The sequence below is a fragment of the Aurantimicrobium photophilum genome, assembly GCF_003194085.1.
Classification (GTDB): domain Bacteria; phylum Actinomycetota; class Actinomycetes; order Actinomycetales; family Microbacteriaceae; genus Aurantimicrobium; species Aurantimicrobium photophilum.
Map to the genome: position 1 here is coordinate 1209576 of NZ_CP023994.1, position 25692 is coordinate 1235267.

Here is a 25692-nt window from a genome sequence, read left to right on the forward strand (position 1 = left end):
GTGCTGCCGGGGCAGCGACGAGAGTTCTTGTGAACTATTCGCCCGTGAGTGCGGTGTAGGCGTCAGCGTCCAGCAGTGCGGGAACGTCAGCGAAGCTCACCTTGATGAGCCAGCCAGCGCCGAAGGGGTCTTCGTTGACGAGCTCAGGGCTGGAGACAACTGCGTCGTTGACCTCGGTGACAGTTCCGGTGACAGGGGCGTAAAGCTCTCCTACGCTCTTGGTGGACTCGATCTCGCCAACAACGGTGCCCGCGGTGATGGAGGCGCCGACCTTGGGCAGCTCAACGTAGACAACGTCGCCGAGCTTCTCAGCTGCGTAGGCGGTGATGCCCACTGTTGCGCTGTCGCCGTCGACAAGCAGCCACTCGTGTTCTTCGGTGTACTTCAGGTTGGTGGGGTTAGCCATGGTTAGTTCTTCTTTCTGCTGTAGAAGGGTAAAGCGGTAACGGTATAGGGAAGACGAGTGCCGCGGATATCCACATCCACGATGGTGCCCAGCTCGGAGACCGAGGGGTCAACGAACGCCATGGCAACGGGGTATTCAAGCGTGGGTGACAGGGCACCGGAGGTGACCACACCCACCTTGTTCTCACCGGAGTAGACCTCATAGTCAGCACGAGCAGCACGCTTGCCTTCGCCGACGAGACCCACCAGAACGGGAGCATCTGCAGAGACGCCCTTCTCAGATGCTGCGCGTCCGACGAAGTCGCCTTCCTTGGACAGGGCAACAACCTTGCCCAGGCCTGCCTGAACAGGAGCGGTGGTGAGGTTGAGCTCGTGACCATAGAGAGGCATACCGGCCTCGAGGCGGAGAGTGTCACGGCATGCCAGACCGGTGGGTACCAGTCCACGGCTTTCACCGGCAGCCATCAATGCGTTCCAAAGAACTGCTGCGTGCTGTACATCGACATAGAGCTCAAAGCCGTCTTCACCGGTGTAGCCGGTACGACCGATCAGCATAGGGTTGCCCAGGAACGTAGCAGGAAGAGACCAGTAGTACTTGAGGGACTCAAGGGTGGGCTCGGGACGCTCAGCAGCTTCAGCTGCGAGCTCGAGACCGACGGTGTGCTTGAGAATGTCGAGAGCGTTGGGTCCCTGCACGGCAATAAGCGCAGTGGCGTCGCTTTCGTCCTTGACGTTGACATCAAAACCTGTGGTGCGGTGGTTCAGTGCCTCAACGGCAGGGAAACGGTTACCTGCATTGGCCACAACCAACCAGTGCTGCTCACCGAGGCGGTAGACCACGAGGTCATCAATGATGCCACCTGCTTCGTTGAGCAGAAGAGAGTACTTAGCCTGGCCAATGTTGATGGCAGAGAGTTTGCCAGCGAGTGCGTAGTCCAGGAATGCACCAGCTTCTGGGCCGGTGACGGAGATCTCAGCCATGTGGGAGATATCGAAAATACCGGCAGCAGTGCGCACGGCGTGGTGCTCAGCCAGGTCGCTGTCATAGCGAACGGGCATCATGAAGCCCGCGAAGTCGGTGAAGCTGGCACCGAGTGATTCGTGCACGGCGTACAGCGGTGAGTATCGAGGTGAGTCAGACATTGAGTTCTCCTTCGGTCAAAAACCTTTTGAGTGGGAACTCCCCCTCTGTCATTGGTGCCTGAGAGCTTCACTGCCGAAGCAGCTTTCACCGTGGGCGAGATGTTTTGTTCAACATCTTCTTTTCAGAGTGGTCCGTCCGATGCGGTACGCGTACCTGAGAGATTGTCGGGGAGGATTGCTCCTTCGGTGTTCACCTCGAAAGTGAACTCTCCCGCATCGATCGCTAGACCTCGATATTCAATTAGTACGTCAAGTCTATGGGCGGAAGTCCCGATACTCCGCATGTTTTCTGGCCAGAGCGGAAGGAATTGAGGAAGTTACTTCAAGTCAGGGTTGAAGGTCTGAACTCAGTCCGTCACAACAGAATCCCCACCTCTGGTGAGGTGGGGATTCTTGCCAACCCAATTGGAAGGATTTAATCGGCGGTATGAGCGCGCTTTTCAAGGGTCTTGCCCTTGAAATACTCACTGTTGACCACGTTCCACCAGATCATCAGGAATGCTCCTAAAGCGATAGACATCAGACCAACTACGCCGACAGCGCCGGCACCAAAGATGGTGACGTTGTTGCCGTTGGCGTCAACCAGCCAGTCCGGCAGCAGGAACTGCTGCAGGCCATAGACAAAGACGATAGCCATCGTTGTGCCACCGAGGAAAGGAATCAGGCCCCGCATGAAGAAGTTTCGAGTGCTCATAAAAAGGGTCTTGCGGAAGAACCAGGTTGCAGCGAATCCGGTAAGTCCGTAGTAGACGGCAATGAGCAGACCCAGTGCACCAATCAACGCAACCAGCAGATCTGGGCTCACCAAAGTGAAGATGAGATAGAACGCGGCCGAGATGATGCCCATGCCCCAGGTTGCCCAGGTGGGCGTGAGGAACTTGGGGTGCATCTTTGTGAAGTGCGAGGGAAGGGCCTTGTAGGCCGCCATCGAAAGTGCACCGCGAGCGGTGGGCAAGATGGTGGTCTGAGTCGAGGCAGCTGCCGAGGTCAGAATCGATGCGGCCAACAGCAGCATCATAATGTGACCGAGAATGCTGTCACCGAACAGGGTTGGTCCCACCGCGGCGAAGATATCGCCGGCGTTGTCAGGGTTGCCCAAACCAATACCGGTTTCACCAACACCTGCGAATGCAACGGCGCCCACAGTGACCAAGAGGTAGGTCACAACCAAGAGCAGGGTGCTAATGACTGCAGCATTACCGGGAGTCTTTTCAGGGTTTGAGGTTTCTTCGTTGATGGCCACAGCGGTGTCCCAGCCCCAGTAGATAAACAGGGCGGTCAGCACAGCAGGAGCAATAGCGGTTTCAAAGGGAAGAGTGAAGGGGTTGAACCAGCTCAGTTCAGGGATGCTGGACTCTGCAATACCGTTTCCGCTAAAGACACGGAACAGGGCAACACTGGCGAAGGCAATCAGGATGATTACTTCAATAGCGAGTAGCCAGTACTGGAGCTTGGCGGAGATCTCCACGCCTCGATACGCAATCCAAGTCATCAGGAAGATCCAGATCAAACCGGCAAAGGTTGACCAGAAGACGTCTCCTGAGATGGCGCCAATCTCCGGGTTATTAAAGACTTCTCCCACGAAGGTGAAGGAGTAGGAACCGGCAATTTGTGCCAGGTTGGCCATCACGATGATGTCGGCGGCGATTAATGCCCAACCACCCATCCAGCCGGTGCGGGTGCCAAAGGCACGTGCTGCCCAGGTAAACACCGTGCCGCAGTCCGGCTCTACGCGGTTGAGCTCTTTGTAAGCAACAGAAATAAAGAACATGGGCACGAATGCCAGCAAGATGATGCCCGGTGCTTGGAACCCAACAAGGGTTTCACCACCTAAGACAATGAAGCCGAGGGCAGCTGCCAGGCTATATGCCGGCGCCGTGGAGGCCATTCCGACAACAACACTGGAGACGAGTCCCAATGCTCCTGTCTTGAGTCCTTTTTGTCCGGTGAGGTCAGTAGTTGACATTCGGTGTTGCTCCTTTGTGACGTCCGCATCCCAGCCCTGAACTGCGGTTGCTACACACTTAACTCTCATTTGTGAGAGATTTCCATCAATAACCCACCTTTCAAGAGTTCTTTACATAATCGAAATGAAGACGAATTGTGGTGTTCGAGTCAGAATGACACTAAGATGGATTTACTTAGAGTCAAACTGACTCTTACAAAGTAGGGGCAATGTCAACAGCTGAGAGCCAGGTCTCGCTCGCCGTATCCACGGTGATCTTTGCGTTGCGCCCTTCAGCCTCTGGCGAGCCGGAACTGGTTCTCCCCCTGGTTCGTCGAATCCGCGAACCCTATGAGGGGCAGTGGGCGCTGCCCGGTGGTCCATTGAACTCCAACGAAGACTTGGCCGAAGCTGCCTCTCGCACTCTGCTCGAGACCACCGCCCTGGAGCCTCGCTATCTCGAGCAGCTCTACGCTTTCGGTCAGCTCGACCGCTCCCCCGATGACCGCGTGGTCTCGATTGTCTACTGGGCACTGGTTGCTGGTGATGAAGCAGACCGCGCTATCCAGAGTGAGAACGTGCAGTGGTTCACTGCAGATAATCTGCCCGAGCTCGCCTTTGATCACAACCTCATCGTGGACTACGCGCTGTGGCGATTGCGCACCAAGCTCGAATACTCCCGCATTGCACACGGCTTCTTGGGTGAAACCTTCACCTTGGCTCAGCTGCGTGAGGTCTATGAAGTCGTTCTTCGCAAGCCGGTTGACCCCGGCAACTTCCGCCGCATGGTGGAAGCCTCTGGCACCGTGGTCGCCACCGGCGAGCGCCTCGCGGGCACACCACACCGCCCACCCCAGCTCTATCGCTACAACACCTCCATTGACCTCACGGACCAAGGTCCGCTCTCACGCCTGAGTGCACCCCGCACTCCGGCCTCCACCCGAGGAGATAACTCATGAACCCGACCGCCTCGGTCAACGACCGCATCCAGCTCATTGCCGCTGGCAAGAGCGACGAGAGCACCTGCTCCCCTTCGCTAGCCAAGGGCCCGTGGGAATTCGACAAGGGCACCCCGGGCTATGGCCCAGGTGCATCCATGGGTGATGTCATCCCCACCGGTTCTCCAGTGCAGGGTGGCTTGCCTGAGGAATACAAGACCGCGACCAACGACGAACTCCACGCACGCATCCGCGCCGCTAAAGAGACTCTCGGCGACAAGGTCGTGATCCTGGGTCACTTCTACCAGCGCGATGAGATTGTGCAGCACGCCGACTACCTCGGAGACTCCTTCCAGCTGGCTGTTGCAGCTAAGGGGCGCCCCGAAGCTGAAGCCATCGTGTTCTGCGGTGTTCACTTCATGGCCGAGACCGCAGACATTCTCTCCAACGACAACCAGAAGGTCATCCTGCCTAACCTGGCAGCTGGCTGCTCCATGGCAGATATGGCTGACATTGACTCCGTCACTCAGTGCTGGGAACAGCTCGAGGAACTCTATGGCACCGAGCCAGATGAGCAGGGTCGCGTTCCTGTCATCCCTGTGACCTACATGAACTCCTCTGCAGCTCTCAAGGGATTCTGCGGTGAGCACGGCGGTATCGTCTGCACGTCCTCTAACGCAGCAACCGTACTGGAGTGGGCTTTTGAACGTGGTCAGCGTGTGCTGTTCTTCCCCGACCAGCACTTAGGCCGCAACACCGCCAAGGCCATGGGTATCCCCGTTGAGCAGATGCCTCTGTGGTGGGGACGCAAGCCGCTTGGTGGCAACACCGCAGAAGAACTCACTGACGCCAAGGTCATTCTCTGGAATGGTTTCTGCTCAGTTCACAAGCGCTTCACCGTGGAACAGATCGAGAAGGCACGTGCGGAATACCCCGGCGTGCGCGTGATTGTTCACCCCGAAAGCCCTATGGCTGTCGTGGATGCCTCAGATGAATACGGTTCCACCGACTACATCCGCAAGGCCGTGGAAGCAGCCACCGAGCCCACCACCTTCGCCATTGGCACGGAGATCAATATGGTGCAGCGCCTGGCTGCGCAGCACCCCGAGCACACCATCTTCTGTCTCGACCCCGTTGTCTGCCCTTGCTCCACGATGTATCGCATCCACCCCGGCTACCTCGCCTGGGTGCTCGAGCGCCTTGTCGCGGGTGAAGTAGTCAATCAGATCACAGTCGATGAGTCTGTGGCTGAACCAGCACGCGTTGCACTCGAGAGGATGTTGGCTGCTAAGCCAGCAAACTAACTATGGCCAAGATTGTTGTTATCGGTAGCGGTGTCGCAGGACTGATCGCCGCAGCTGAGGCGAGCCGTCATCACGAGGTCATCCTCGTGACCAAGGCAAACCTTGCCGAAAGCAACACTCACTATGCCCAAGGCGGCATTGCTGCCGTTGTCTCCACCGATGACACCATCGCTGAACACGTCGCCGACACCATGTTTGCTGGAGCGGGCATGTGCTGGGAACCCGCTGTCGAGGTTCTCTGCGCCGAAGGACCAGGTCGTATCAACGACCTGGTGAACTTCGGTGTTGAGTTTGACCGCACGGGCGCAGATTTCGCCATGGGTTTAGAAGCAGCCCACTCCCACGCACGTATTCTGCATGCCGGTGGCGACGCCACCGGTGCTGTGACAAGTAATGCCTTAGTGGAGACGGTGCGCCGCACCGCCACCGAGATTCGGGAATACACCTTCGTCGCCGACATTGTGGTTGACAACAATCACGTCACAGGCGTTCAGGTGCTTGACGCTGACGGCATGCAATTCATTGCTGCCGATGCGGTCATATTGGCCAGTGGTGGTGCCGGTCAGCTCTATCGCCACACCACCAACCCTGCTGTCACTACCGGCGACGGCGTTGCAGCCGCGTTTCGCGCAGGTGCTGAGTTGGCAGATGTTGAGTTTTACCAATTCCACCCCACTGCACTTGCTGTTCCTGGTTCGTTTCTGATCTCTGAAGCAGTCCGTGGTGAAGGCGCTGTCTTGATCGACGCCAACGGCGAGCGCTTCATGCAGAAGATCCACCCTTTGGCAGAGTTAGCGCCTCGCGATGTCGTGGCCCGAGGCATTCAGCGCACCATGATTGAGCAGGGCGGCCAGCCTGTGCTCCTGGATGCCACTGCTCTGGGAAGTGACTTCCTAGCTCAACGCTTCCCCAGTATTACTAAGGCCTGCCGCTCTTATGGTTTGAACTGGGGACGCGACCCCATTCCTGTCACACCTGCCGCGCACTATTGGATGGGTGGCATCGCCACCGACACCTTTGGTCGCACCTCAATCCCCGGACTCTATGCCGTGGGCGAAGTTGCCTGCACGGGTGCTCATGGCGCTAACCGCTTAGCTTCGAACTCTCTGCTCGAGAGCATCGTCTTTGCCCACCGTGCTGTTCGAGCACTGGGAGAACAGTGGCCAGAAGATGCGCCCAGTGTTCGCTGGGCGAATGCAGCACCATTGGCAGAACTCGAACTTCTCGAGCCCGACCACACCACCACCGCCCAGGTCGTGGACCGTGTGGAACTGCAGACACTCATGTGGGACAACGTGGGTCTGGCTCGCACCAAATCTGAACTCGAGAGTGCACTCACTCAACTCCACTCCTGGCGTCCGGCTGACCCTGCCCACCGCCTCTTCCCCGACTGGGAAGATGCCAACCTGCTTCTCCTAGCCCGCACGGTGACCGAGGCTGCCCTGGCTCGCGAAGAATCTCGTGGTGGCCACTACCGTCTCGACTTCCCCGACACTGACCCGGCGAAAGCTCGCCCCATCACGCTGGTTCGAAAGGCGTAACCATGTTGGATCAAGAAACCATCGACCGGGTTGTTGCTGAGGCCCTGCACGAAGATGCCCCCACTGGGGACATCACTTCTCTGCTGGCCATCACCGAGGATGCCACCGCAACCGCCGTGCTGGCTGCGCGTGAACCAGGTACGTTCTCTGGTGCCGAGGTCTTTGAAGCAGCCTTCCGTCTAACCGATCCTCGTATTCAGGTGGAACTCCTCAAGAAAGATGGAGACCGCTTTGTTCCAGGGGACGAGCTAGCTCGTGTTTCTGGTCCTGCCCGAGGCATTCTCACGGCAGAACGCATTGGGTTGAACTTCACCCAGCGCATGAGTGGCATTGCAACCTTGACGGCGGTCTATGTGGACGCCATTAAGGGAACCGGTGCCACCATCTTGGATACCCGCAAGACCACCCCCAACCTGCGCGCATTTGAACGTCACGCGGTTGTGTGCGGTGGCGGAACAAACCATCGCCTCAACCTCTCCACCGCTTTCATGGCCAAGGACAACCACTTGGCTGTGTTGTTGGCAGGTGGCAAGGATCTCACCACGGAACTTCAGCGCGTGAAGAGTGAACTTCCTGCAGGCGTGAAGTTTGAGGTGGAAGTGGACCGCCTGGACCAGATTGAACCCGTCATTGCCGGTGGCGTGGACATCATCATGCTCGATAACTTCTCATTGGAAGACCTCAAGACCGGTGTTGACCAGGTTGCGGGCCGTGCCGTGGTCGAAGCAAGTGGTGGCGTGAACCTGAACACCGTGCGTGCCATTGCGGAGACCGGCGTGGACGTGATCTCTGTTGGTGCACTGACACACTCAGCCCGCGCCCTCGACCTTGGCCTCGACGTCACGATTGATGCCTAAGAGTTCCTCATGATTTATCTCGACAACGCCGCAACCACTCCCGTGGTTCCTGCAGCGTTGGAAGCAGCATGGCCCTGGCTTACGGCAGTGTTTGGTAATCCTTCGAGCACGCATGAGCTGGGTTTACGTGCCAAGACAGCTTTGGAAAGTGCGCGCTCACGCATAGCTAATTGGCTGGACTGCCCCGCCAGTGACCTCGTCTTCACTTCCGGTGGCACCGAAGGTGACAACCTCGCCATTACTGGCCTGGCACTGGCTAACCCTCGGGGTAAACAGATCGTTTCTGCAAAGACCGAACACGAAGCTGTTCTTGAAACACTGGATTACCTCGAGCGCGTGCATGGCTTTGAGATTACGTGGCTGAACGTGGACCACCAGGGAAACATCGACCTGGCTGAGCTGGGAAAGGCACTGCGCTCCGACACCACCCTCGTCACACTCATGCTGGCTAACAACGAGATCGGCACCACACATCCGCTTCCCCAGATCATCCAAGCAACACATGCCGTGGGTGCTCTCGTGCACACCGATGCCGTGCAAGCAGCTGGATGGTTCGATCTGCGCGTGGGCAAGAACGGCTCAGTCGTTGCCGGTGTTGATGCACTGACAATCTCAGGTCACAAGCTCGGCGCCCCCAAAGGTTCTGGCGTGACCTACATTCGAGGACGCCTGGTCGTGGAGCCGTTGCTCCACGGGGGCGGCCAAGAATTCGGTCGACGTTCCGGAACAGAGAACGTGGCCTGGGCTGTTGCTCTCGCCACTGCCGTTGACGGCCTGCCCGAGTTTTCGACTGAATCCGCTCGTGTGAGTGCACTCCGTGATGAGTTCATTACTCAGGTGCTCAGCTCAATCCCCGAAGCACAACTCACCGGGAACCCCACCGAACGTCACCCCGCCATTGCGAGCTTCACTTTCGCCGGGCTCAATGGAGAAACCCTGCTGTTAGAACTCGAACAGCGCGGAGTGATTGTCTCGAGTGGTTCTGCCTGTGCTGCAGGCAGTGATGATCCTTCACACGTTCTCATTGCCAGCGGCATTGACCCTGACGTGGCACAAACCTCGGTGCGCTTCAGCTTGAGCCACAGCACCACTGCTGAAGAACTCAGTACTGCAGCAGCAGCCCTAGCTGACGCTGTTTCCATCGTCAGCGGATTGGCGAATTAAGTTACTTACCCTGAGCTTCGATGAGCTTCTTGAGTGAGCCGAGACCATCCGCGAAGTTCTTGGCCATCATCTTGTCGAACTTGAACAATGCGTTCATCAGCTGACCGCCAAAGCCGCGCTCGCCACCAAGGAACCAGGTCACCGTGGTGACGCCGTCAGTTTCGGTGATGAGGTATTCACTGAGTGCCTTGTCCTTGCCGTTGAAGTCCATGTCGAAGGCGATCTTGTAGGGCTTGGTGCACACGGTCATGGTCATCGAACCTGAGCCAATGCGCTTGCCCTTCCAGGAATACACCGAGCCCACACCAGATGCTGGGGTGGAGATGGTGCTGACCAGGCTGGGGTCCATGGCACTAAATGGAGACCATGCTTCAAGCTGGTTGAGGTCGTTGAGAACATCGAAGACAGTGTCGATAGGAGCGTTGATGTCTTCGGAAACTTGGAGGCTATAAGGCTTAGGCATGGTGACTAGCCTAGAGCGTTAAACCTGCCCAGGAGCAAGGGCAATGAGAACTTCATTGCGCTTGAGGAACCATGGTTTCCACGGTGGATCAAAGCGGGCGTAGTAGACATTGCCCACCGCGGTGAGGCCTGCTTCGTGGACTTTCTTTTGAAGAATGTCTCCGTTTTCTTGGAAACGGTCACCGTTCCAGCCACCACCAAACTTCAACACCGCTGCGTCGTGGGCTGCCACGTGCTTGGTAGAGACGCGAGCATTGGAAGGTAAGGGAACATCCGCAATACTCATACCGGCAGGAAGGACAAAGGAAACGGTGTGAGTTTCTTCACCACGGGTTTCTTGTAATACCGGCGCTGTCATGGCGATCTTCTTACCCACCACGTTATTGCCGGAGATGTAGCTCACGAGTGGGCCAAAGGCCACGTTGCCCGCGCGCATAAAGTCACCAGTGACGTCGACCTGAACCAGGACGTAGTCCGGGTAGTGGCGCAGCTCAAACCCGTCGTAGTTCTTGAGGACGGTATAGGGCTGTTCTTCGGTCATGCCTTTGAGTGTATGCCTGCCAGTTGTATGTCTGCCGGGAATAAGCTTGGGAAGTTATGTCGACACCAGTAGCAGCTACTCCAGGACGGGAAATCGCGAATATCGCGATTCCGGTCAGCCTGGAGTTTGTCTTCATCCTGCTACTGAACTTCATCAACCAGATTGTGGTGGGAGCACTCGGTGCCGTTGCAGTTGCCTCTGTCGGCTTGGTCAACAGCCTGAATCTGATTCCCACCTTCACCTTGGGCGCTCTCGGTGCTAGCGCTGCCATCTTGGTTGCACGTGCGTATGGCGCCAAGCGCGAGAAAGAACTCAACACTGTTGTGTCCTCGGCGCTGATTGTGGGATTTGTTATTTCCTGCCTCGTTGCGATTCCGTTGGTGTTCTTCCCCGCGGAGATTCTCCGGGCTTGTGGCGCATCTGACGATGTGCTCAAAGAAGGCCCCATCTATATGTCAGTGCTCTCGTTGAGTCTGCCTTTTGCCGTGCTGGCTGAAATCTTCAGCGGCATTCTGCGCTCGGCAGACCATGCCCGCTCCCCCATGGTGGCGACCATCATCACCACGGTGCTCAACACCCCCATCGCCATCATCTTGGTGTTTGGATGGTTTGGCATTCCTGCGATGGGGATCGTGGGCGCAGCCTGGGCAACGCTCATTATTTGCATCATCAAAGCCGCCGTGATGGCCTACCAAACCTACGGTCTTTATCGCATTGCTGGATGGGAAACCCCGGGCAACTGGGTCAGCTGGAAGCTGGTCTTGGTTCCCCTGTTTGTGTTGGGTATACCCCTGGCCCTCACCACGATTTTCTGGACCTCGGGCAACTTCATTTACAACATCATTGCCCAGCAAATCAGCAACGATGCCTTAGCCGTTCTGCAGATCTTTGGCTCCCTGGAAGCGGTCTTCTTTGTGGCTAGCTTGGGCCTGATGAGCGCGGTCACCGCACTGGCAGGCCGTGCGGTGGGAGCCGGTGACGGCGCCCTGGCTCAGGCCTGGATTGCCAAGATCAAGCGGGTTGGCGTTTATACCGGCATCGCGTTTGGTGTTCTCTTTGCGGGCAGTGCCTTTGCTGTGCCCACACTCTTTCCCAAAGTTGGCCCCGCAGTTCTCATCCCGGTCACCTTTGCCATCCTGCTCAATGCCACCATTCAGTTCGTCAAGGTGCGCATTGCCCTATTAGGTGCCGCTATTCTCCCCAGCGGAGATGACGTCAAGGGCGTTGTGATTGGCGACTTCATTGCACCGTTCTTGGTGGGCGTACCCATCACTATTGCCTTAGCCTTCTTCACTCCCCTGGGCATCTATGGCCTTTTCATTGGCCGAACCATTGAAGAGTTCTTCAAAGTGTTCTTCTTTAGCTGGAGAGAACGCCGCATTCAGTGGCAAGCAGTCGCTGACAAGCACTTCAAACCGGAAGAACTTCCGGATGACCCCACCACGGGGATCATTCATGTTCCCTAGGCGTGAGGGAAAGCCTGGCTCATGCGCACGGCAATGAGCTTCTCAATCAAAGCGTCTGGCACAGCCTTATCAATGGGGAATTGCACCCCACCACCCTTTTCAGAGACGACATAGCCAGCCAGGTCATCCATCATGACGCCAAAGACTTGCCCAGAGTGAGGGTAATAGCCGATGTGTTTCTTATACGAAGCAAAACCGGCAACAACCTTGCCGTTCACCCGGAAACCTGGCATTGCATAAGAAATGCACTGCTCCGCCTCTGGAATGACAGTCAGGATCTGTTTGCGTAAGTGCTCAAGCGTGGAGCGCTGAGGCTCTGGTTGCGCCGCAATATAGGCGTCAATTTCAGCCGTTGACATTAGAGACCGTTGTTTACGCGATAAACAGCAACAATCGCATTGGCGTGACCGTGACCCATGCCGTGTTCGGTCTTGAGGTAGTTCACCTGGTCCATGTGCTTCTGATCTTTCACAGCATCAAGCTGGCTCATCCAGTGATCAATGGGTTGACCATACTTCTTCTCGATCGAGGGGAAGTAGGAAGCGGGGCCTTGAACTTTTTCAGTCATGAACAACAGAGTACTGAAACTGAAGTTAAAGAAGAAAGCCTCCGAATTTGAACTGAACCCCAAAAGTGGGACTCGTAATTAAGAGTCACTACTTGAAAGGGATGAGTTCATGAATGGCAAGGTTATTCATTCAATCGAAACCCGCATCGAAGCTGCAAAGCTTTTCGATGCGGGTTTTGGCTATAAAGCTGTTGCGGCGCATTTGGGGTTGAATCTGGATTCGGTCCGGCATTGGCAGGATCGTTATTTGCAGGGTCGACTTTTAGACTCAACAGTTATGGGAAAGAAGTTCTATCCGCCAGAGCTCAAGGTTGCTGCGGTTGAGAAGTTTCTTGCTGGCGCTTCAAAAACTGATGTTCTTGCCGAGTTTGAAATTTCTAATCGGGGCATGTTGACCAAATGGGTGTCGGCTTATCGCGAAGGCGGTCCTTCAGTTTTCTATGAGAAAGCTAAAGGGCGACCGCGGAAAGATTCTCGTCCGGAAACGCTTGAGGAACGGCTTGCGTTTTTGGAGATGGAGAACGAGATTCTAAAAAAATGGGTGGCTCTAGCCCAGGAGGAAGATCGACGTCTGTCCGGTCTGTGATTGTTACTGAGTTAGAGCACAAATACTCCACACGAGCTGTTTTGAAGGCGGTGGGGTTATCTGTCTCCACCTACTATCGCCACCGCTCACAACCTGTTCCTCTCGACCGTTATGAGCAGCTTCGTCCGCTGCTTCGTGAGGTCTTTGATGGTTCTTATCGTTCTTATGGTTATCGGCGCATTCGCGCCGTTCTTGCCACTAGACATGGCATCCAGTTGAGCGGGAAGACGGTGTTGAAGTTGATGCGTCAAGAAGGCCGCACATGCCAAGTTCGAAGGCGCAAGAAATACAAGTCCTACAGGGGCGAGATTGGCAAGGCAGCGCCAAACGTGTTGGCAAGGAACTTTGATGCCGCACAGCCGTCGAAGAAATGGGTGACCGATGTCACTGAGTTTTATGTCCTGGGCCAGAAGCAATATCTCTCACCCGTGATTGATTTGTTTAACCGTGAAGTGATTTCTTATGAACTGGCACCATCACCAGTGATGGGTTTAGTCACAGGAATGTTGGAGAAAGCCTTCACTCAGTTGAAACCTGGCACTGGGTTGGTGATGCATTCAGATCAGGGATGGCATTACCAACACATCAAATATCAACTCGCGTTGAAACAACGCGGCATCACTCAATCAATGTCACGAAAAGGCAACTGTCTCGACAATGCCGTTGCTGAGAATTTCTTCGGACACTTCAAAGAAGAATTCCTGCGTCAACACCACTTCACCAGCATGGGCCAGTTCAAGCGGGAACTAGAGAAATACATTCACTGGTTCAACCACGACAGGGTCCAGTTAAAGCTCAATGGTCTGAGTCCGGTTGACTACCGAACTCAGACCATTAGAGACTTGAAGCCGACTCCTCATTAACTGTCCCAATAAAGGGGTTCAGTTCAATTACTTCGGAGGCTTTCTTGAGGTTTTCGTTAGCGGCGGTTGTCGTTGCCGTTAAATCCGCGACCAAAGAGTGGCCCGAAGTAGCAGGTGTCAGAAGCACCAGCTGAAATGAGCATGAGGCCGATAAAGAAGAAGATGGCGCCAATGGGACCCCAGGTGAGGGCAGCGATGACGAGAACGAGCCCCACAACGATGCGAGCCCAGCGACCGAAGGTCGATGACATAAATGCGGTGAAACCCATGATGACTCCTGTTCCTTGGGTATCTCCAGAATACTGCGAACAGAGCATTTAGCAGGGTCCTTACACAGGAGAAATGCTCATTTCGACCGCTGAGCGGTCCAAAAACATAGGTGGCACTCAGCGGGCAGGAGGATACTGAAAGTGGATGAGGAACATCATCCAGAATGGGGAACACATCATGGACATCGCAGGCAAAGTATTCGTCGTCACCGGTGGCGGTAACGGTATCGCTCGTGAACTCGTACTCCAACTCCTCGCCAAGGGTGCCACGGTCGCTGCCGTGGACCTCAACGCCGACGGCTTGAAGGAAACAGCCAAGCTTGCCGGCAAGGGTGCCAAGCTCTCCACCCACACCCTCAACATCACCGACCGCGCCAAGGTGATGGCACTGCCGAAGGCAGTAATCACCAAGCACGGTCAGGTTGATGCTCTGGTCAATGTGGCAGGAATCATTCAGCCATTTGTTCGTGTCAACGATCTCGAGTTCGATGCCATAGAACGCGTCATCAACGTGAACCTTTATGGCACCATCAACACCGTGAAGGCTTTCTTGCCTGAACTTCTCAAGCGCCCCGAGGGTTACATCGCCAACGTCTCCAGCATGGGTGGCTATGCCCCTGTTCCTGGCCAGACCATTTACGGTGCCACCAAGGCAGCAGTGAAACTGCTGACCGAAGGTCTGCACTCTGAACTCATGGACACCAATGTCCACGTCACCGCGATTTATCCTGGTGCGATTGAGACCAACATTGCCCAGAACTCCGGCATGGCTATGCCCGCAGACATGGATGTTCACGAAGGAAACAAGTTCAAGATGACCTCAGTGAACGTGGCAGCAAGCACCATCATTGGCGCCATCGAGAAGAACTCCTACAAAGTCTTCATCGGTTCTGATGCCAAGACAATGGACAAACTCACTCGCTTGATGCCCGAGAAGGCAGCTGCTCTGATTTATAAGCAGATGAAGGCGTTACTGGGCTAGTTAGTCCAGGTAGTCAGCAAGCGACTGGAAGTAGCTGTCCATTCCTGCTTTGGCGAGAGGGATGTGCTCTTCGGGGAGTTCACCATACTGGCTGAACTTCACCCAGGTTCCGGTGGGACGCTCTTCGAAGTCGACAACGATCTTGGCGAATTCACCGGAGAGATCCTTGGCAGCAAACTCTGCAGGGTCTTGGCTATAGAACATGGTGTGCTCGATGAGTTTGCCGGGTTCTATTGCGGTGTAAGTGCCCCAGAAGCAGGACTGAAAGCCTGCTTCAGGCACGTCCACGGCAATTGCCCAGTTGCCACCCACGTGAGGTTCGGAAACAGAAGAACCAGGAACGTTTGCCAGCACGGTGGGGTGATACCAGGCTTCAAGCTGAGCAGCGTCAGTCCAGGCCTCCCAGATGCGACTCATGGGCTGGGTGTATTCGCGCTCTACAGAGTAGAGAAAGTTGTGCTGCATTACTTGCCTTCCTTGGGCATGAACATGGTGCCCACCAATTTGATCACCGTCTTCTTGGGGAAGAACATCACCAGTGATGAGGACATTTTATTCATTCCACCCACGACTACAGATGGTGTCGACGAGGATGCATCCAGGGCGGCGAACATGGTTTCCACTACAGCAGTTGCTGGCATGGGCTTACCGGGAGACTTTCCTCCCGCAACGAGGAAGAACTCGGACTCGGTGGCACCGGGACTCACCGCAAGAACACGCACTTTCGTTCCACGAAGCTCACCCCAGACTGCCTCAGTGAAGGAACGAACAAAAGCTTTGGTGGCGCCATAGACAGCCATGCCAGGAACGGGCTGGAACGATGCCGTGCTGGCAATGTTCACCACAACTCCGCTGTTGCGCTCCACCATGGCAGGCAAGAAAGCCGCGGTGAGGTCAACAAGTGTGCCCACATTGAGTTGAATCTCCTGAGCAATACGTGATCGGTCCTCATCCACGAAGAGGTTGTTGGTGCCAAAACCAGCGTTGTTCACCAACACATCAACGGTGTGCTTCTTAGCAACCTTCTTCTCCAGCGCAGCGCCGGAGCCTGGAAGACTGAGGTCTTCGGTGATGACATCCACGGTGACGCCATAGTTCTTGGTCAACTTCGCGGCAAGATCAGCAAGGAGTTCCTTACGGCGTGCAACCAGAACGAGGTTGCTACCACGGGCAGCAAAGCCCTCTGCAAAGTGCACGCCAATGCCTGAGCTTGCACCAGTGATGAGTGTGGTTTTGCCGGTGTATTCCATCAGAACTCCCAAGTGGGCCCAGAAAGTGCCCTGAAGTCCCAAGTCTAGGTTGTGGAGGGAGTTTGTTACCGTGGAGTTATGACTGAGCAAACACCAGCACCTGCCACACGTCCTGATGTGACAGACATGCTAACCGAAGCGGCAGCTGCCATGGTGAGCTCCACCTACCCCGCGCCCCAGGCAGAGGAAGTACTCCGTGGTCTTGCGGCTGCCTATGACGCAGATGCCGAGATTGTTCTGTTGCCCACCTTGGTGCTCACGGAGACCAAGAAGCACGGCGTTCCTCAGATGCGCTCAGTGAAGACCAGCTACCGCTTCGACCAAATGACGCAGGTGCAGTCGGTCATGGCGCAGGCTCGTCACAACAAAGAAGATGCCCACGATGTGGCCGAGAGTCTGCGTGCCATTGCCACCAAGAAGCCGATTTATCCCAGCTGGCTACGCGTCGTGGGGTATGCCCTCTCTGCTTTAGGTTTTGGTGCCGCCTTCCGGATGGATTTGCCCTCCTTGGGCGCCATCACCGTGATGGGTGCCGTCATTGGTGTTCTCGTTTTGAATATGAGTAGAAGCCCCCGCTTCGCAGCGTTGTTGCCTCTGGTTGCCACCTTTATTGCCGGCGTCATGGTGGCCGGTATCTCCATTGCCCTAGACAAGCCAGATCCCGTGCGCATGGTGGCGATGTTGGTTGTGGTGTTGTTGCCTGGTGCGTCACTGACCTCAGCCATTATTGAGCTGGTCAGTGGTTACATGATCTCGGGCGCAGCACGTCTGATCTATGCCGTCATGATCTTGGGCAGCATGGCCTTTGGTGGTGCACTGGCGATCAGCATCAGCCGCATTCCTGCCAACCGCCTGGAGGATCTCACCTCCACCATGACGCCCGAATGGGCGGCATGGGCAGGTGCCATTTTGTATGGCATCGGCACCTTCCTCTACTTCTGCACCCCAACCAGACTCTGGTTGCCCAGCCTGTTCGTGCTGGTGCTGAGCTTTGCCGTCTCGGTCTTCACACTGCCTGCCCTCGGTGTTGCCCTCTCAGCAGGACTTGCCACGGCAGTGGGCCTCATCATTTCCTGGGCTATCAATGCTCGTCTGGGTGGTGGTCCCGGTGACTTGGCTATCTTCTTGCCCACGTTCTGGCTGATTGTTCCCGGCTCCACGGGGTTTGTCGCCATGACCGGAGAGATTGAATCGGCACACAACCTCAGTGACGTGGCCGGAACTGCAGCACTCACCTTCTTTGCCATGGCTATTGGCATGATGTTGGCCACGGCGGTCTATCCCCTGCTGTCCAAGATTGCTCCAGACACCAAGCTCATCATGCGCAATGGGGCAGGCCTCATCTTGAACACCGTCAAGATCAAGCCGGGGAAATAACCTAGGCGCGAAGCTGCTCCTGCAAGGCAGGAAGAAGCTCAATCCGGTCTAAGGTCTCATTGAGAATTTCTGACTGCTTGTCAAGGTCAAATCGCGCTTGGAGGTTCAGCCAGAATCGGGGAGTCATTCCAAAGGCTCTTGCCAAACGCAGGGCTGTGTCAGGCGTGATGGCTCGCTTACCGTGAACAATCTCATTAATTCGTCGGGCGGGCACGTCGATATGACGTGCGAGTTGAGACTGGGACAATCCATAAGGGTTAAGAAAGTCATGCAGCAAAACCTGACCAGGAGTTACCTGTTCCAATAATTTCATGAGCGTTGACCTCTCCCTATAGAGAAGTTAATCAGGTGGCACGGACAATCAAGTCAGGGCCATTACCCTTGATGGGGTTCACTCGATACTCACTCAAACCAGAAGCGACCGGTCTCGCCTGAGCAACTGCCAAATCCACCAGCTGCTGCGTTCCCACTTCCTGTGGATCCAGCCACGTTGCCCAGAATTCCTGGGGTAGTGGCACCGGATTCCGGTCATGAATAGCCGCTAACTCTGGCACCGTCGGCATTGTCAATATGGTGGCCGTGAGCATCCAAGGGTCGCTCTCTGCGGTCCGCCACCACGAATACAGCCCAGCAAACGCAAGGGTCTCAGAGGAGTGAATGTAGTGAGGAACTTTCACACCGTCTTCCACAACCCACTCGTAATATCCCGAGGCCGGAACCACACAGCGCTTGGACTTCACCGCGTCCCGCCAGGAAGGCTTCGACGCAGCGTCTTCACTGCGGGCGTTGAAGGTGGAGAACTTGGGTGGTTCACCCTTGACCCAGGAAGGAATCAGAGACCAGCGAGCGCTTTCTAAGCGCCGGCGCTGGTCGCCTGATGCATCCACGGTGTCCACCACAATGGGCACCTGGTTAGTGGGTCTGATGTTCCAGCTGGGCCCTGGGAGGTTCTCCCCCACCAGGTCAACGTTGAAGACGTCTTCCAACACTTCGGTCGGTTCCGCGAGCGCGTAACCTCCACACATGCTGGACTCCCTTAGACGTTGAAGCGGAACTCGACTACGTCGCCATCTTGCATGACGTAGTCCTTACCTTCCATGCGGGCCTTGCCCTTGGCACGTGCTTCGGCAACTGAGCCGGTGTCGACGAGGTCTTGGAAGGAAATGATTTCTGCCTTGATAAAGCCACGCTCGAAGTCGGTGTGGATCACACCGGCTGCCTGAGGAGCCTTCCAACCCTTACCAATGGTCCACGCACGAGCTTCCTTAGGACCTGCGGTGAGATAGGTCTGAAGACCGAGGGTGTCAAAGCCAATACGAGCGAGTTGGTCGAGTCCGGACTCATCCTGGCCGGTTGAGGCCAGCAACTCAGCAGCATCTGCTGCGTCGAGGTCAATCAGCTCAGACTCAAGCTTGGCGTCGAGCAGAACTGCCTTGGCCGGTGCAACGAGTGCCTCGAGTTCCTTGCGCTTAGCCTCGTCACCGAGAACATCCTCATCCACGTTGAACACATAGATAAAGGGCTTTGCAGTGAGCAGACCCAGTTCCTTGATGGGAGCGAGGTCAATGGTGGTGGAAGACAGTGGCTTGCCGTCGTTGAGCACCTTCTGTGCTTCGAGAGCTGTCTCGAGGGCAACTGGCTCAGCCTTCTTGCCCTTCACTTCCTTCTCAATACGAGGAATAGCCTTCTCCAGAGTCTGGAGGTCAGCCAAGATCAGCTCAGTGTTGATGGTGTCCATGTCAGAGGCAGGGTTGACCTTGCCATCGACGTGAACAACGTCAGGGTCAGAGAATCCGCGCACAACCTGCGCAATAGCGTCAGCTTCACGGATGTTGGCCAAGAACTTGTTACCGAGGCCTTCACCTTCGGAAGCACCTTTCACAATGCCGGCAATGTCGACGAACGACACTGCTGCAGGCAGCAGACGTTCGGAGCCGAAGATGCCTGCGAGAACGCCGAGGCGCTCATCGGGGAGGTTGACAACTCCCACGTTGGGCTCAATCGTGGCGAACGGATAATTCGCTGCGAGAACGGTGCTCTTGGTCAGAGCGTTGAACAGGGTTGACTTGCCGACATTGGGCAGTCCCACGATTGCGATAGTTAGAGCCACAAGGGTTAATCGTACCCGGGGCTAGAGGTTCAACTGCACCGTGTCAGCAAAAGCAAAGTGCCAGCCAAACCACCACCATGCAGCAATTACTGCCACGCGAGTCGTTCTGGACTTCATCACATGGTCCAACATGTCCCCGATGGGGGCAACGGTGTCAGGTTTGCGCTGAGCAAAGATTTCAACACCTATTGCGATGAGTGCGATGACGGCGTATCCAGCTGCAACTAAATTCCAGATCATGACTTCCTCCAGAAACGAAGAAGTCCATATCCCGCGGCAAGCCACAGTCCCACAAAAACAATCCTTCCCCCGAGGGTTTCCACAAACGGGTCAAGGAGAACAGAAATGGTGGGGAAATACAGGTAACCATTGGGCAGCGTCACGCTCAAGATGAATGCCGTGGCTTCCCACAAACACAGTACGACTGCAGCTATGGACCAGAACCACATGGAGCGAAGCATGGCTTTTCGTGGGCGTTTGACTCGTTCTGGCGCAGGCTCCCACGCCACGATGAGCACGGTCACACCAATCGCGATAAAGACTGCGAGGTCAATCCAGCTATGCCGAGGAGCAAGCACTAAGACAACGCCAAGCACCCCCGTGATGCCGATCGTAACAATCTTCGGTGCCACAATCGGCTTCTTGAAAATGACAATCTGACCGCCGGTCAGGCGGTCCAGCACCAGCATGGCCACAAGAGCAAAGAACAGGATGCCGTCAACATAGGCACCACGCCAGGTTTGAAACCCGGCCATAATTCCCAGGACACAAATCCAGAGAATTGCGCTCAGTGACCACCGGGGTTTGATAACTCCGGTGGTCACTGAGCGCCTGACTTAGTTCTGGGGGAAGCCCAAGTTGATGCCACCGTGGCTGGGGTCAAGCCAGCGACTGGTGATGGCCTTGCCGCGGGTGAAGAAGTGAACGCCTTCAGCACCGTGAGCCTTGGTGTCACCGAACAGTGAGTTCTTCCAACCACCGAAGGAGTAGTACGCCACGGGGACAGGAATGGGCACGTTGATACCGATCATGCCGACCTCGATCTCGTTCTGGAAGCGACGAGCTGCACCACCATCGTTGGTGAAGATTGCGGTTCCGTTACCGAAAGCACCGTTGTTGATGAGCTCAACACCCTCGTCGTAACTCTTCACGCGAACGATAGAGAGTACGGGTCCAAAGATTTCCTCGGTATAGACCTTGGAAGTAGTGGGCACGTTGTCGATGAGAGTGGGGCCAAGCCAGAAACCGTCGGCTGCGCCATCGAATTCCTGCTCGCGTCCATCCACGACAACCTTTGCGCCGTCTTCCTTGGCAATGTCGATGTAGGAGGCAACTTTGTCGCGGTGAACCTTGGTAACCAAGGGACCCATGTCGCAATTACGACGACCGTCACCGGTGGTCAACTTGCCCATGCGCTCGACAACCTTCTCAATGAGGGCGTCAGCGACGGGCTCAACAGCAACAACCACGGAGATTGCCATGCAACGCTCACCTGCAGAACCGAAGCCTGCGTTGATGGCGGAATCAGCAACCAAGTCGAGGTCAGCGTCGGGAAGAACCAGCATGTGGTTCTTAGCTCCTCCGAGTGCCTGAACGCGCTTGCCGTTCTTGGCACCGGTTTCGTAGACATACTTCGCAATAGGAGTGGAACCCACAAACGAGATGGCCTGAACGTCCGGGTGCTCGAGGAGCCCGTCCACGGATTCCTTGTCACCATTCAGGACGTTGAAGACACCGTCAGGAAGACCAGCTTCCTTCAGGAGTTTGGCAATCCAGATTGCTGCTGTGGGGTCCTTTTCAGATGGCTTGAGCACCACAGTGTTTCCTGCCGCGATGGCCACGGGGAAGAACCACATGGGAACCATGGCGGGGAAGTTGAACGGAGAGATAACTCCGACAACGCCGAGAGGCTGTCGAGTGGAGTACACGTCAACACCAGTGGAGGCATTCTCGGAATACTCACCCTTGAGCATTTGGTTCAAACCGCAGGCAAATTCAACAACTTCCTGGCCTCGGGTGATTTCACCCATGGCGTCAGAGAGAACCTTGCCGTGCTCGGAGGTAATGATCTCGGCAAGTTCACCCTTGCGCTCATTGAGCAGCTCACGGAACTTGAAGATGATCTGCTGACGCTTTGCCAGAGAGGCATCGCGCCATGCGGGGAAAGCAGCCTTCGCGGAAGCAATAGCTTCCAAAATTTCTGCCTGGTTAGCGAGTGCAACGTGCTTTGTTTCGACACCTAGGGCTGGGTCAAAAACAGGAGCGGTGCGACCGGATGTGGAGGGGCGCTCTGCCCCATCAATCCAGTGTGGAACAACGGGGAGTTGTGACATGAATATCAATTCCTTCTGTGCTCCATCACTCTAACCGTGGGAGCAGGGATTTGTCAGTACCTGCTGACACACTAAAGGTATGGATTCAGCTCTCTTTCTTCTGCTCGGATTAATCGCAGGCATCATTGCCGGTATCTCTATTGGCTGGGCATTGCGCTCACGCAAAGGATTGCCAACGGATGCAGGCGACCTCGCTGTGCGCGCTGCCACCGCCGAGGCGCGCATCTCAGGTAAAGATGAGCAAATTTCCAGTCTTGAGCGCATGATTGCTGAACTTCGTGAGACCAATGACCGTCGCGTTGCAGAAGACGTCGAGCGAGCCAAAGAAGAGCACAAGGTTCTTGAGGCGCTCGCTCCTGTCAAAGAGACCCTGCAGGCCATGCAGACCAAGGTCAACGACCTGGAAAACCAGCGCCAAGAACAATATGGCCAGATTGCTCAGCAACTGACGGAGTCTCGCCAGTTCGGTGAAGAACTTCGCGCAACTACTCAGTCTTTAGCTTCAGCTCTCAGCTCAAACAGCGTCCGTGGCACCTGGGGTGAAGCTCAGCTTCGCCGACTCGTTGAAGTTGCTGGCCTCACTGCCCACGTTGACTTTGACACTCAAACCACCATGAAGACCGATGGTGGGACCATCCGTCCCGACATGGTGATTAATCTGCCCGGCGGAAAGACCATCGTCATCGACGCCAAGGTTCCGTTCAACTCCTACCTCGAGGCAAGTCAGATCCCGATCACCGCAACCGGCGAAGAAGCTGCCCGTCGCAAGAGCTTGATGGATCAGCACGTCAAGGCAGTGCGCTCTCACGTGGATGCGCTGAGCTCGAAGAGCTACTGGAGCGGTTTCGACTTCAGCCCCGAATTCGTCCTTGCATTCATTCCGAGTGAATCCCTCCTGGCCTCAGCTCTGGAAGCAGACCCCACTCTGCTGGACTACGCCTTCGGTAAGCGCGTAGCTCTAGCTTCCCCCGTGAACCTGTGGGCAGTGCTCAAGACCGTCTCCTACACCTGGCAGCAGCAGGTCGTTACCGATGAAGCAAAGAAGCTCTTTGATTTGGGTATTGAGCTCTACTCACGCCTAAGCACCATGACCAAGCACACCGAAGACCTTCGTAAAGCAATTGAGAACACCGTGAAGCACTACAACGGCTTCATCTCTTCGCTGGAGACTCGTGTCCTCTCGACTGCTCGTAAGTTCCCCGGCATTGACCCCACCAAGATCCTGCCTGAGGGCATTGAGGTGCACGATGCTCCTAAGCCGATCACCTCTGATGAGTTGATCGACCCCGACAATAAGGGTCTCCCCAGCTAATGACATGATGGGAACGTGAGTTCCCCATCAGCTAACGCGCCCCGAGCATTATTCGCCGGGCGCGTTTTAGCGTTTGCGGGTATCGCACTGGTGGCGTTCAGTATGCGGGCAGCTGTGGCAGGTTTGTCACCACTGATTCCGATTATTGGCCAGACCTACGAACTCAACACAGCAGCTATCGCCCTGTTGGGATCTATCGCCCCTCTGAGCTTTGCGGCCGGTGGAGTCTTTACTCCTCGCATTGAGAAGCGCATCGGCCTGGAGCGCACACTGATTTTGGCTTTAATTCTCATGATCCTGGGGCACGTCATTCGTGCTGCCTCCGTGAATTGGCAGACCCTCGCTGTGGGAACTCTGTCTGCTCTGGTGGGCATGGGGTTTGCCAACGTGGCCATGCCGCCGGTGGTGCGCAAATACTTCCCTGACCGGGTCAGCATGATGACTTCGGTCTATATGTCGATCATGTCGATCAGTGCCTTCTTGCCTGCGCTAGTGGCTGTTCCCGTGGCTGATGCCATTGGCTGGCGTGGATCTCTACTCCAGTGGGCAGTTATTGCCACCATTGCGCTGATCCCCTGGATCCTGGAATACCGTTCTCACCGCAAAGACTCGTCGTTCGATGCGCCAGAAGAGTCCCCACAGGTGCGGAAGATTCATCCCTGGCGCTCCCCCACAGCGTGGGCAGTGGGAACTGTCCTCGCTGTTTCTTCCATCACCGGCTATGCCATGTATGCATGGATGCCGGTCATTCTCATTGATATTGCCGGGGTGACCCCAGTACAAAGTGGTGCTCTTCTAGCCCTCTTTGCCGGCATTGGCCTGCCCTTGGCATTTGTGACCCCGGGCTTAGCAAAGCGGATGGGAAAGCACGTGCACTGGCTTGTTACTGTCGGCAGTGCTTTCTTTGTTGTGGGATATCTGGGCTTACTGCTCTCCCCCACGCATGGAACGTGGATCTGGGTTGCCATTGTGGGAACAGGATGTTTGGAATTCCCGCTGGCGCTCGTCTTGGTCAACCTGCGCACAGGTAGCGTGCGCAGCTCCATGGCATTGAGTGGGTTTGCTCAGATCGTGGCGTATTTATGCGCTGCCATGGCACCGCCACTCATGGGCTTGCTCTACAGCAGCACCAACGACTGGACAGTGGTTCTGACAACACTCATGATCGTCTCTGTTGCAGCAAATATTCCTGCTGCCCTGATTCTGCGTCGAAACCGAATGGTTGACGCAGAACTCAAGTTGGCTACTTAAGACTCGAGCCAGCGGTCAGCGCGGTAGTCCGCCTGAACTCGGCGGATGGTTCCGGAACGACCTCGCAAAATGATGCTGTCGGTGCGGATGATCGGACCCTTGCGGCGAACACCTTCGACAAGACCACCATCGGTCACACCAGTTGCGACGAAGAAGGTGTTGTCACTGGTGACGAGGGTGTCCTGGTCATAGACGTAGTCAAACTTGAGGCCTGCGTCAAGACCCTTCTGCTTTTCCTCGTCATCCTTAGGGGCAAGAACAGTCTGAATCATGCCCCCTAGTGCCTTGATGGCACAGGCAGTTACGACACCTTCAGGGCTGCCACCGATTCCTACACACATGTCGATGCGCGATTCATAGCGGGCAGCGTTGATGCCACCAGCGACGTCACCGTCGAGAAGAAGCCTGGTTCCCGCTCCAGCGTCACGGATTTCCTGAATCAATCCTTCGTGACGGGGACGGTCAAGAACAGCAACACGGATATCTCCGACATCCTTGCCCATGGCCTTGGCCAAAGCACGAATGTTCTCGCCAATGGGCTTACGAATGTCAACAACACCAATACCCGCAGGGCCGGTCACAATCTTGTTCATGTAGAAGACAGAGGAGGCATCCAACATGGTGCCGCGGTCAGAAACGGCAATGACCGAGACCGCATTCTGACGGCCGGCGGCCGTCAGGCTGGTGCCGTCGATGGGGTCTACCGCAATGTCGCAGGCAGGACCACGACCATTACCCACGTGCTCACCATTGAAGAGCATGGGAGCTTCGTCCTTCTCGCCCTCACCGATGACGATGACACCGTCAAAGTTCACGGTGGCGAGGAAAGCGCGCATGGCGTCGACTGCAGCCTTGTCAGCTGCATTCTTGTCGCCATGGCCGATGAAGGGCACTGCGCGGATAGCGGCAGCCTCGGTAGCTCGCACCAGCTCCATACCAAGGTTGCGATCAGGGTGAAGGTTCAGGATTCCGGTGTTTGTCGTAGTCACGCTCTCAGCCTAGGCGTCGACGCGCGTCACTCCCCA

The 25692-nt window shown here is 56.0% G+C and carries 28 protein-coding genes, 1 pseudogene and 2 riboswitches; of the genes and pseudogenes, 12 read left to right on the top strand and 17 right to left on the bottom strand.

Annotation, left to right across the window (positions count from 1 at the left end; all coding sequences use genetic code 11):
• Positions 1 to 34: 34 nt before the first annotated feature.
• From gcvH to AURMO_RS06000, 3 genes are all read right to left on the bottom strand, one after another.
• Positions 35 to 406 carry a glycine cleavage system protein GcvH gene (gene gcvH, locus AURMO_RS05990; protein WP_110234023.1) on the bottom strand — a complete coding sequence of 124 codons (372 nt, stop codon included), beginning with the start codon at positions 404 to 406 and terminating at the stop codon, positions 35 to 37.
• 2 nt (positions 407 to 408) lie between these two features.
• On the bottom strand, positions 409 to 1548 hold the full coding sequence (gene gcvT, locus AURMO_RS05995) for a glycine cleavage system aminomethyltransferase GcvT (RefSeq protein WP_110234025.1): 1140 nt from the start codon (positions 1546 to 1548) through the stop codon (positions 409 to 411).
• Between the two features lie 35 nt (positions 1549 to 1583).
• Positions 1584 to 1680: riboswitch (glycine riboswitch) on the bottom strand.
• Positions 1681 to 1772: riboswitch (glycine riboswitch) on the bottom strand.
• Positions 1773 to 1963: 191 nt separating this feature from the next.
• On the bottom strand, positions 1964 to 3514 hold the full coding sequence (locus AURMO_RS06000) for an APC family permease (protein WP_110234027.1): 1551 nt from the start codon (positions 3512 to 3514) through the stop codon (positions 1964 to 1966).
• 209 nt (positions 3515 to 3723) lie between these two features.
• Here AURMO_RS06000 and AURMO_RS06005 point away from each other — a divergent pair, with 209 nt between their 5' ends.
• The 5 genes from AURMO_RS06005 to AURMO_RS06025 are packed head-to-tail and all read left to right on the top strand — an operon-like array spanning position 3724 to position 9297.
• Positions 3724 to 4452, top strand: coding sequence for an NUDIX hydrolase (locus AURMO_RS06005; RefSeq protein ID WP_110234029.1), 729 nt, complete (start codon positions 3724 to 3726; stop codon positions 4450 to 4452).
• Positions 4449 to 5735: a quinolinate synthase NadA gene (gene nadA / locus AURMO_RS06010; protein ID WP_110234031.1), complete on the top strand. Its 1287-nt coding sequence runs from the start codon at positions 4449 to 4451 to the stop codon at positions 5733 to 5735. The genes AURMO_RS06005 and nadA overlap by 4 nt, the downstream gene beginning before the upstream one ends.
• A 2-nt stretch (positions 5736 to 5737) precedes the next feature.
• Positions 5738 to 7276: an L-aspartate oxidase gene (gene nadB / locus AURMO_RS06015; RefSeq protein WP_110234033.1), complete on the top strand. Its 1539-nt coding sequence runs from the start codon at positions 5738 to 5740 to the stop codon at positions 7274 to 7276.
• A 2-nt stretch (positions 7277 to 7278) separates the two neighbouring features.
• Positions 7279 to 8133, top strand: coding sequence for a carboxylating nicotinate-nucleotide diphosphorylase (nadC, locus tag AURMO_RS06020; protein ID WP_110234035.1), 855 nt, complete (start codon positions 7279 to 7281; stop codon positions 8131 to 8133).
• A 9-nt stretch (positions 8134 to 8142) separates the two neighbouring features.
• Entirely contained in the window at positions 8143 to 9297 is a 1155-nt protein-coding gene (locus tag AURMO_RS06025; RefSeq protein WP_110234037.1) for a cysteine desulfurase family protein, read from the top strand.
• A gap of 1 nt (position 9298) precedes the next feature.
• Here AURMO_RS06025 and AURMO_RS06030 read toward each other — a convergent pair whose 3' ends face one another.
• Positions 9299 to 9760 (bottom strand): SRPBCC family protein, encoded by a 462-nt coding sequence (locus AURMO_RS06030; RefSeq protein WP_110234039.1) that lies wholly within the window; start codon positions 9758 to 9760, stop codon positions 9299 to 9301.
• Between the two features lie 18 nt (positions 9761 to 9778).
• Positions 9779 to 10300: an SOUL family heme-binding protein gene (locus AURMO_RS06035; RefSeq protein WP_110234042.1), complete on the bottom strand. Its 522-nt coding sequence runs from the start codon at positions 10298 to 10300 to the stop codon at positions 9779 to 9781.
• 56 nt (positions 10301 to 10356) lie between these two features.
• Between AURMO_RS06035 and AURMO_RS06040 the strand changes: the two genes are divergently transcribed.
• Positions 10357 to 11766, top strand: a complete 1410-nt coding sequence (locus AURMO_RS06040) for an MATE family efflux transporter (protein WP_110234044.1) — start codon at positions 10357 to 10359, stop codon at positions 11764 to 11766.
• On the opposite strand, the gene AURMO_RS06045 is transcribed toward AURMO_RS06040, so the two are convergent.
• Positions 11763 to 12125, bottom strand: a complete 363-nt coding sequence (locus AURMO_RS06045) for an iron chaperone (RefSeq protein WP_110234046.1) — start codon at positions 12123 to 12125, stop codon at positions 11763 to 11765. The two genes, AURMO_RS06040 and AURMO_RS06045, sit on opposite strands and share 4 nt — an antisense overlap.
• Positions 12125 to 12334, bottom strand: coding sequence for a DUF4287 domain-containing protein (locus AURMO_RS06050; RefSeq protein ID WP_110234895.1), 210 nt, complete (start codon positions 12332 to 12334; stop codon positions 12125 to 12127). Before AURMO_RS06050 ends, AURMO_RS06045 begins: the two co-directional genes overlap by 1 nt.
• Before the next feature lie 109 nt (positions 12335 to 12443).
• Between AURMO_RS06050 and AURMO_RS06055 the strand changes: the two genes are divergently transcribed.
• Both AURMO_RS06055 and AURMO_RS06060 read left to right on the top strand, forming a co-directional pair.
• A complete protein-coding gene (locus tag AURMO_RS06055) occupies positions 12444 to 12920 on the top strand; it encodes a helix-turn-helix domain-containing protein (RefSeq protein ID WP_110233498.1) in 477 nt (158 codons plus the stop codon).
• Positions 12917 to 13783, top strand: coding sequence for an IS3 family transposase (locus AURMO_RS06060; RefSeq protein ID WP_162532689.1), 867 nt, complete (start codon positions 12917 to 12919; stop codon positions 13781 to 13783). Before AURMO_RS06055 ends, AURMO_RS06060 begins: the two co-directional genes overlap by 4 nt.
• A gap of 56 nt (positions 13784 to 13839) precedes the next feature.
• Here the strand turns inward: AURMO_RS06060 and AURMO_RS06065 are convergent, their stop codons facing one another.
• Positions 13840 to 14052 carry a YgaP-like transmembrane domain gene (locus AURMO_RS06065; protein ID WP_162532690.1) on the bottom strand — a complete coding sequence of 71 codons (213 nt, stop codon included), beginning with the start codon at positions 14050 to 14052 and terminating at the stop codon, positions 13840 to 13842.
• 145 nt (positions 14053 to 14197) lie between these two features.
• On the opposite strand from AURMO_RS06065, the gene AURMO_RS06070 reads away from it, so the two are divergent.
• Positions 14198 to 15034, top strand: coding sequence for an SDR family NAD(P)-dependent oxidoreductase (locus AURMO_RS06070; RefSeq protein WP_239406808.1), 837 nt, complete (start codon positions 14198 to 14200; stop codon positions 15032 to 15034).
• Here the strand turns inward: AURMO_RS06070 and AURMO_RS06075 are convergent, their stop codons facing one another.
• Both AURMO_RS06075 and AURMO_RS06080 read right to left on the bottom strand, forming a co-directional pair.
• Positions 15035 to 15499 carry an SRPBCC family protein gene (locus AURMO_RS06075; RefSeq protein ID WP_110234052.1) on the bottom strand — a complete coding sequence of 155 codons (465 nt, stop codon included), beginning with the start codon at positions 15497 to 15499 and terminating at the stop codon, positions 15035 to 15037.
• On the bottom strand, positions 15499 to 16284 hold the full coding sequence (locus AURMO_RS06080) for an SDR family NAD(P)-dependent oxidoreductase (RefSeq protein WP_110234054.1): 786 nt from the start codon (positions 16282 to 16284) through the stop codon (positions 15499 to 15501). The genes AURMO_RS06075 and AURMO_RS06080 overlap by 1 nt, the downstream gene beginning before the upstream one ends.
• Positions 16285 to 16362: 78 nt before the next feature.
• Here AURMO_RS06080 and AURMO_RS06085 point away from each other — a divergent pair, with 78 nt between their 5' ends.
• Positions 16363 to 17661, top strand: coding sequence for a threonine/serine exporter family protein (locus tag AURMO_RS06085; protein ID WP_110234056.1), 1299 nt, complete (start codon positions 16363 to 16365; stop codon positions 17659 to 17661).
• Position 17662: 1 nt separating this feature from the next.
• Here AURMO_RS06085 and AURMO_RS06090 read toward each other — a convergent pair.
• The 6 genes and pseudogenes from AURMO_RS06090 to AURMO_RS06115 all read right to left on the bottom strand — a co-directional run.
• A pseudogene (locus tag AURMO_RS06090) lies at positions 17663 to 17983 on the bottom strand (HigA family addiction module antitoxin); the annotation flags it as partial.
• A 22-nt stretch (positions 17984 to 18005) separates the two neighbouring features.
• Positions 18006 to 18686, bottom strand: a complete 681-nt coding sequence (locus tag AURMO_RS06095) for an SOS response-associated peptidase (RefSeq protein WP_110234060.1) — start codon at positions 18684 to 18686, stop codon at positions 18006 to 18008.
• Between the two features lie 11 nt (positions 18687 to 18697).
• Positions 18698 to 19771 (bottom strand): redox-regulated ATPase YchF, encoded by a 1074-nt coding sequence (gene ychF / locus AURMO_RS06100; protein ID WP_110234062.1) that lies wholly within the window; start codon positions 19769 to 19771, stop codon positions 18698 to 18700.
• A gap of 21 nt (positions 19772 to 19792) precedes the next feature.
• A complete protein-coding gene (locus AURMO_RS06105) occupies positions 19793 to 20011 on the bottom strand; it encodes a DUF6186 family protein (RefSeq protein ID WP_110234064.1) in 219 nt (72 codons plus the stop codon).
• Positions 20008 to 20595 carry a hypothetical protein gene (locus AURMO_RS06110; protein WP_162532691.1) on the bottom strand — a complete coding sequence of 196 codons (588 nt, stop codon included), beginning with the start codon at positions 20593 to 20595 and terminating at the stop codon, positions 20008 to 20010. Before AURMO_RS06110 ends, AURMO_RS06105 begins: the two co-directional genes overlap by 4 nt.
• 12 nt (positions 20596 to 20607) lie before the next feature.
• Positions 20608 to 22104: a CoA-acylating methylmalonate-semialdehyde dehydrogenase gene (locus AURMO_RS06115; protein ID WP_204163597.1), complete on the bottom strand. Its 1497-nt coding sequence runs from the start codon at positions 22102 to 22104 to the stop codon at positions 20608 to 20610.
• 79 nt (positions 22105 to 22183) lie between these two features.
• Between AURMO_RS06115 and AURMO_RS06120 the strand changes: the two genes are divergently transcribed.
• Both AURMO_RS06120 and AURMO_RS06125 read left to right on the top strand, forming a co-directional pair.
• On the top strand, positions 22184 to 23416 hold the full coding sequence (locus AURMO_RS06120) for a DNA recombination protein RmuC (protein ID WP_110234070.1): 1233 nt from the start codon (positions 22184 to 22186) through the stop codon (positions 23414 to 23416).
• A gap of 15 nt (positions 23417 to 23431) precedes the next feature.
• The gene (locus tag AURMO_RS06125) at positions 23432 to 24667 is read left to right on the top strand and encodes an MFS transporter (RefSeq protein ID WP_162532692.1); all 1236 of its coding nucleotides are present in this window, start codon (positions 23432 to 23434) and stop codon (positions 24665 to 24667) included.
• Here the strand turns inward: AURMO_RS06125 and glpX are convergent.
• The gene (gene glpX / locus AURMO_RS06130; RefSeq protein ID WP_420807766.1) at positions 24664 to 25656 is read right to left on the bottom strand and encodes a class II fructose-bisphosphatase; all 993 of its coding nucleotides are present in this window, start codon (positions 25654 to 25656) and stop codon (positions 24664 to 24666) included. The genes AURMO_RS06125 and glpX overlap by 4 nt on opposite strands.
• Positions 25657 to 25692 lie beyond the last annotated feature (36 nt).

Bases quoted from the DNA above. Each gene is read 5' to 3' on its own strand.
- gcvT (WP_110234025.1), bottom strand. From the start codon at position 1,548: ATGTCTGACTCACCTCGATACTCACCGCTGTACGCCGTGCACGAATCA.
- nadA (WP_110234031.1), top strand. From the start codon at position 4,449: ATGAACCCGACCGCCTCGGTCAACGACCGCATCCAGCTCATTGCCGCT.
- AURMO_RS06045 (WP_110234046.1), bottom strand. From the start codon at position 12,125: ATGTCAACGGCTGAAATTGACGCCTATATTGCGGCGCAACCAGAGCCT.
- AURMO_RS06030 (WP_110234039.1), bottom strand. From the start codon at position 9,760: ATGCCTAAGCCTTATAGCCTCCAAGTTTCCGAAGACATCAACGCTCCT.
- AURMO_RS06080 (WP_110234054.1), bottom strand. From the start codon at position 16,284: ATGGAATACACCGGCAAAACCACACTCATCACTGGTGCAAGCTCAGGC.
- AURMO_RS06050 (WP_110234895.1), bottom strand. From the start codon at position 12,334: ATGACTGAAAAAGTTCAAGGCCCCGCTTCCTACTTCCCCTCGATCGAG.
- AURMO_RS06025 (WP_110234037.1), top strand. From the start codon at position 8,143: ATGATTTATCTCGACAACGCCGCAACCACTCCCGTGGTTCCTGCAGCG.
- AURMO_RS06095 (WP_110234060.1), bottom strand. From the start codon at position 18,686: ATGTGTGGAGGTTACGCGCTCGCGGAACCGACCGAAGTGTTGGAAGAC.
- AURMO_RS06035 (WP_110234042.1), bottom strand. From the start codon at position 10,300: ATGACCGAAGAACAGCCCTATACCGTCCTCAAGAACTACGACGGGTTT.
- AURMO_RS06005 (WP_110234029.1), top strand. From the start codon at position 3,724: ATGTCAACAGCTGAGAGCCAGGTCTCGCTCGCCGTATCCACGGTGATC.
- AURMO_RS06115 (WP_204163597.1), bottom strand. From the start codon at position 22,104: ATGTCACAACTCCCCGTTGTTCCACACTGGATTGATGGGGCAGAGCGC.
- AURMO_RS06055 (WP_110233498.1), top strand. From the start codon at position 12,444: ATGAATGGCAAGGTTATTCATTCAATCGAAACCCGCATCGAAGCTGCA.
- AURMO_RS06120 (WP_110234070.1), top strand. From the start codon at position 22,184: ATGGATTCAGCTCTCTTTCTTCTGCTCGGATTAATCGCAGGCATCATT.
- nadC (WP_110234035.1), top strand. From the start codon at position 7,279: ATGTTGGATCAAGAAACCATCGACCGGGTTGTTGCTGAGGCCCTGCAC.
- AURMO_RS06040 (WP_110234044.1), top strand. From the start codon at position 10,357: ATGTCGACACCAGTAGCAGCTACTCCAGGACGGGAAATCGCGAATATC.
- nadB (WP_110234033.1), top strand. From the start codon at position 5,738: ATGGCCAAGATTGTTGTTATCGGTAGCGGTGTCGCAGGACTGATCGCC.
- AURMO_RS06105 (WP_110234064.1), bottom strand. From the start codon at position 20,011: ATGATCTGGAATTTAGTTGCAGCTGGATACGCCGTCATCGCACTCATC.
- AURMO_RS06085 (WP_110234056.1), top strand. From the start codon at position 16,363: ATGACTGAGCAAACACCAGCACCTGCCACACGTCCTGATGTGACAGAC.
- AURMO_RS06075 (WP_110234052.1), bottom strand. From the start codon at position 15,499: ATGCAGCACAACTTTCTCTACTCTGTAGAGCGCGAATACACCCAGCCC.
- AURMO_RS06065 (WP_162532690.1), bottom strand. From the start codon at position 14,052: ATGGGTTTCACCGCATTTATGTCATCGACCTTCGGTCGCTGGGCTCGC.
- AURMO_RS06000 (WP_110234027.1), bottom strand. From the start codon at position 3,514: ATGTCAACTACTGACCTCACCGGACAAAAAGGACTCAAGACAGGAGCA.
- gcvH (WP_110234023.1), bottom strand. From the start codon at position 406: ATGGCTAACCCCACCAACCTGAAGTACACCGAAGAACACGAGTGGCTG.
- AURMO_RS06070 (WP_239406808.1), top strand. From the start codon at position 14,198: ATGAGGAACATCATCCAGAATGGGGAACACATCATGGACATCGCAGGC.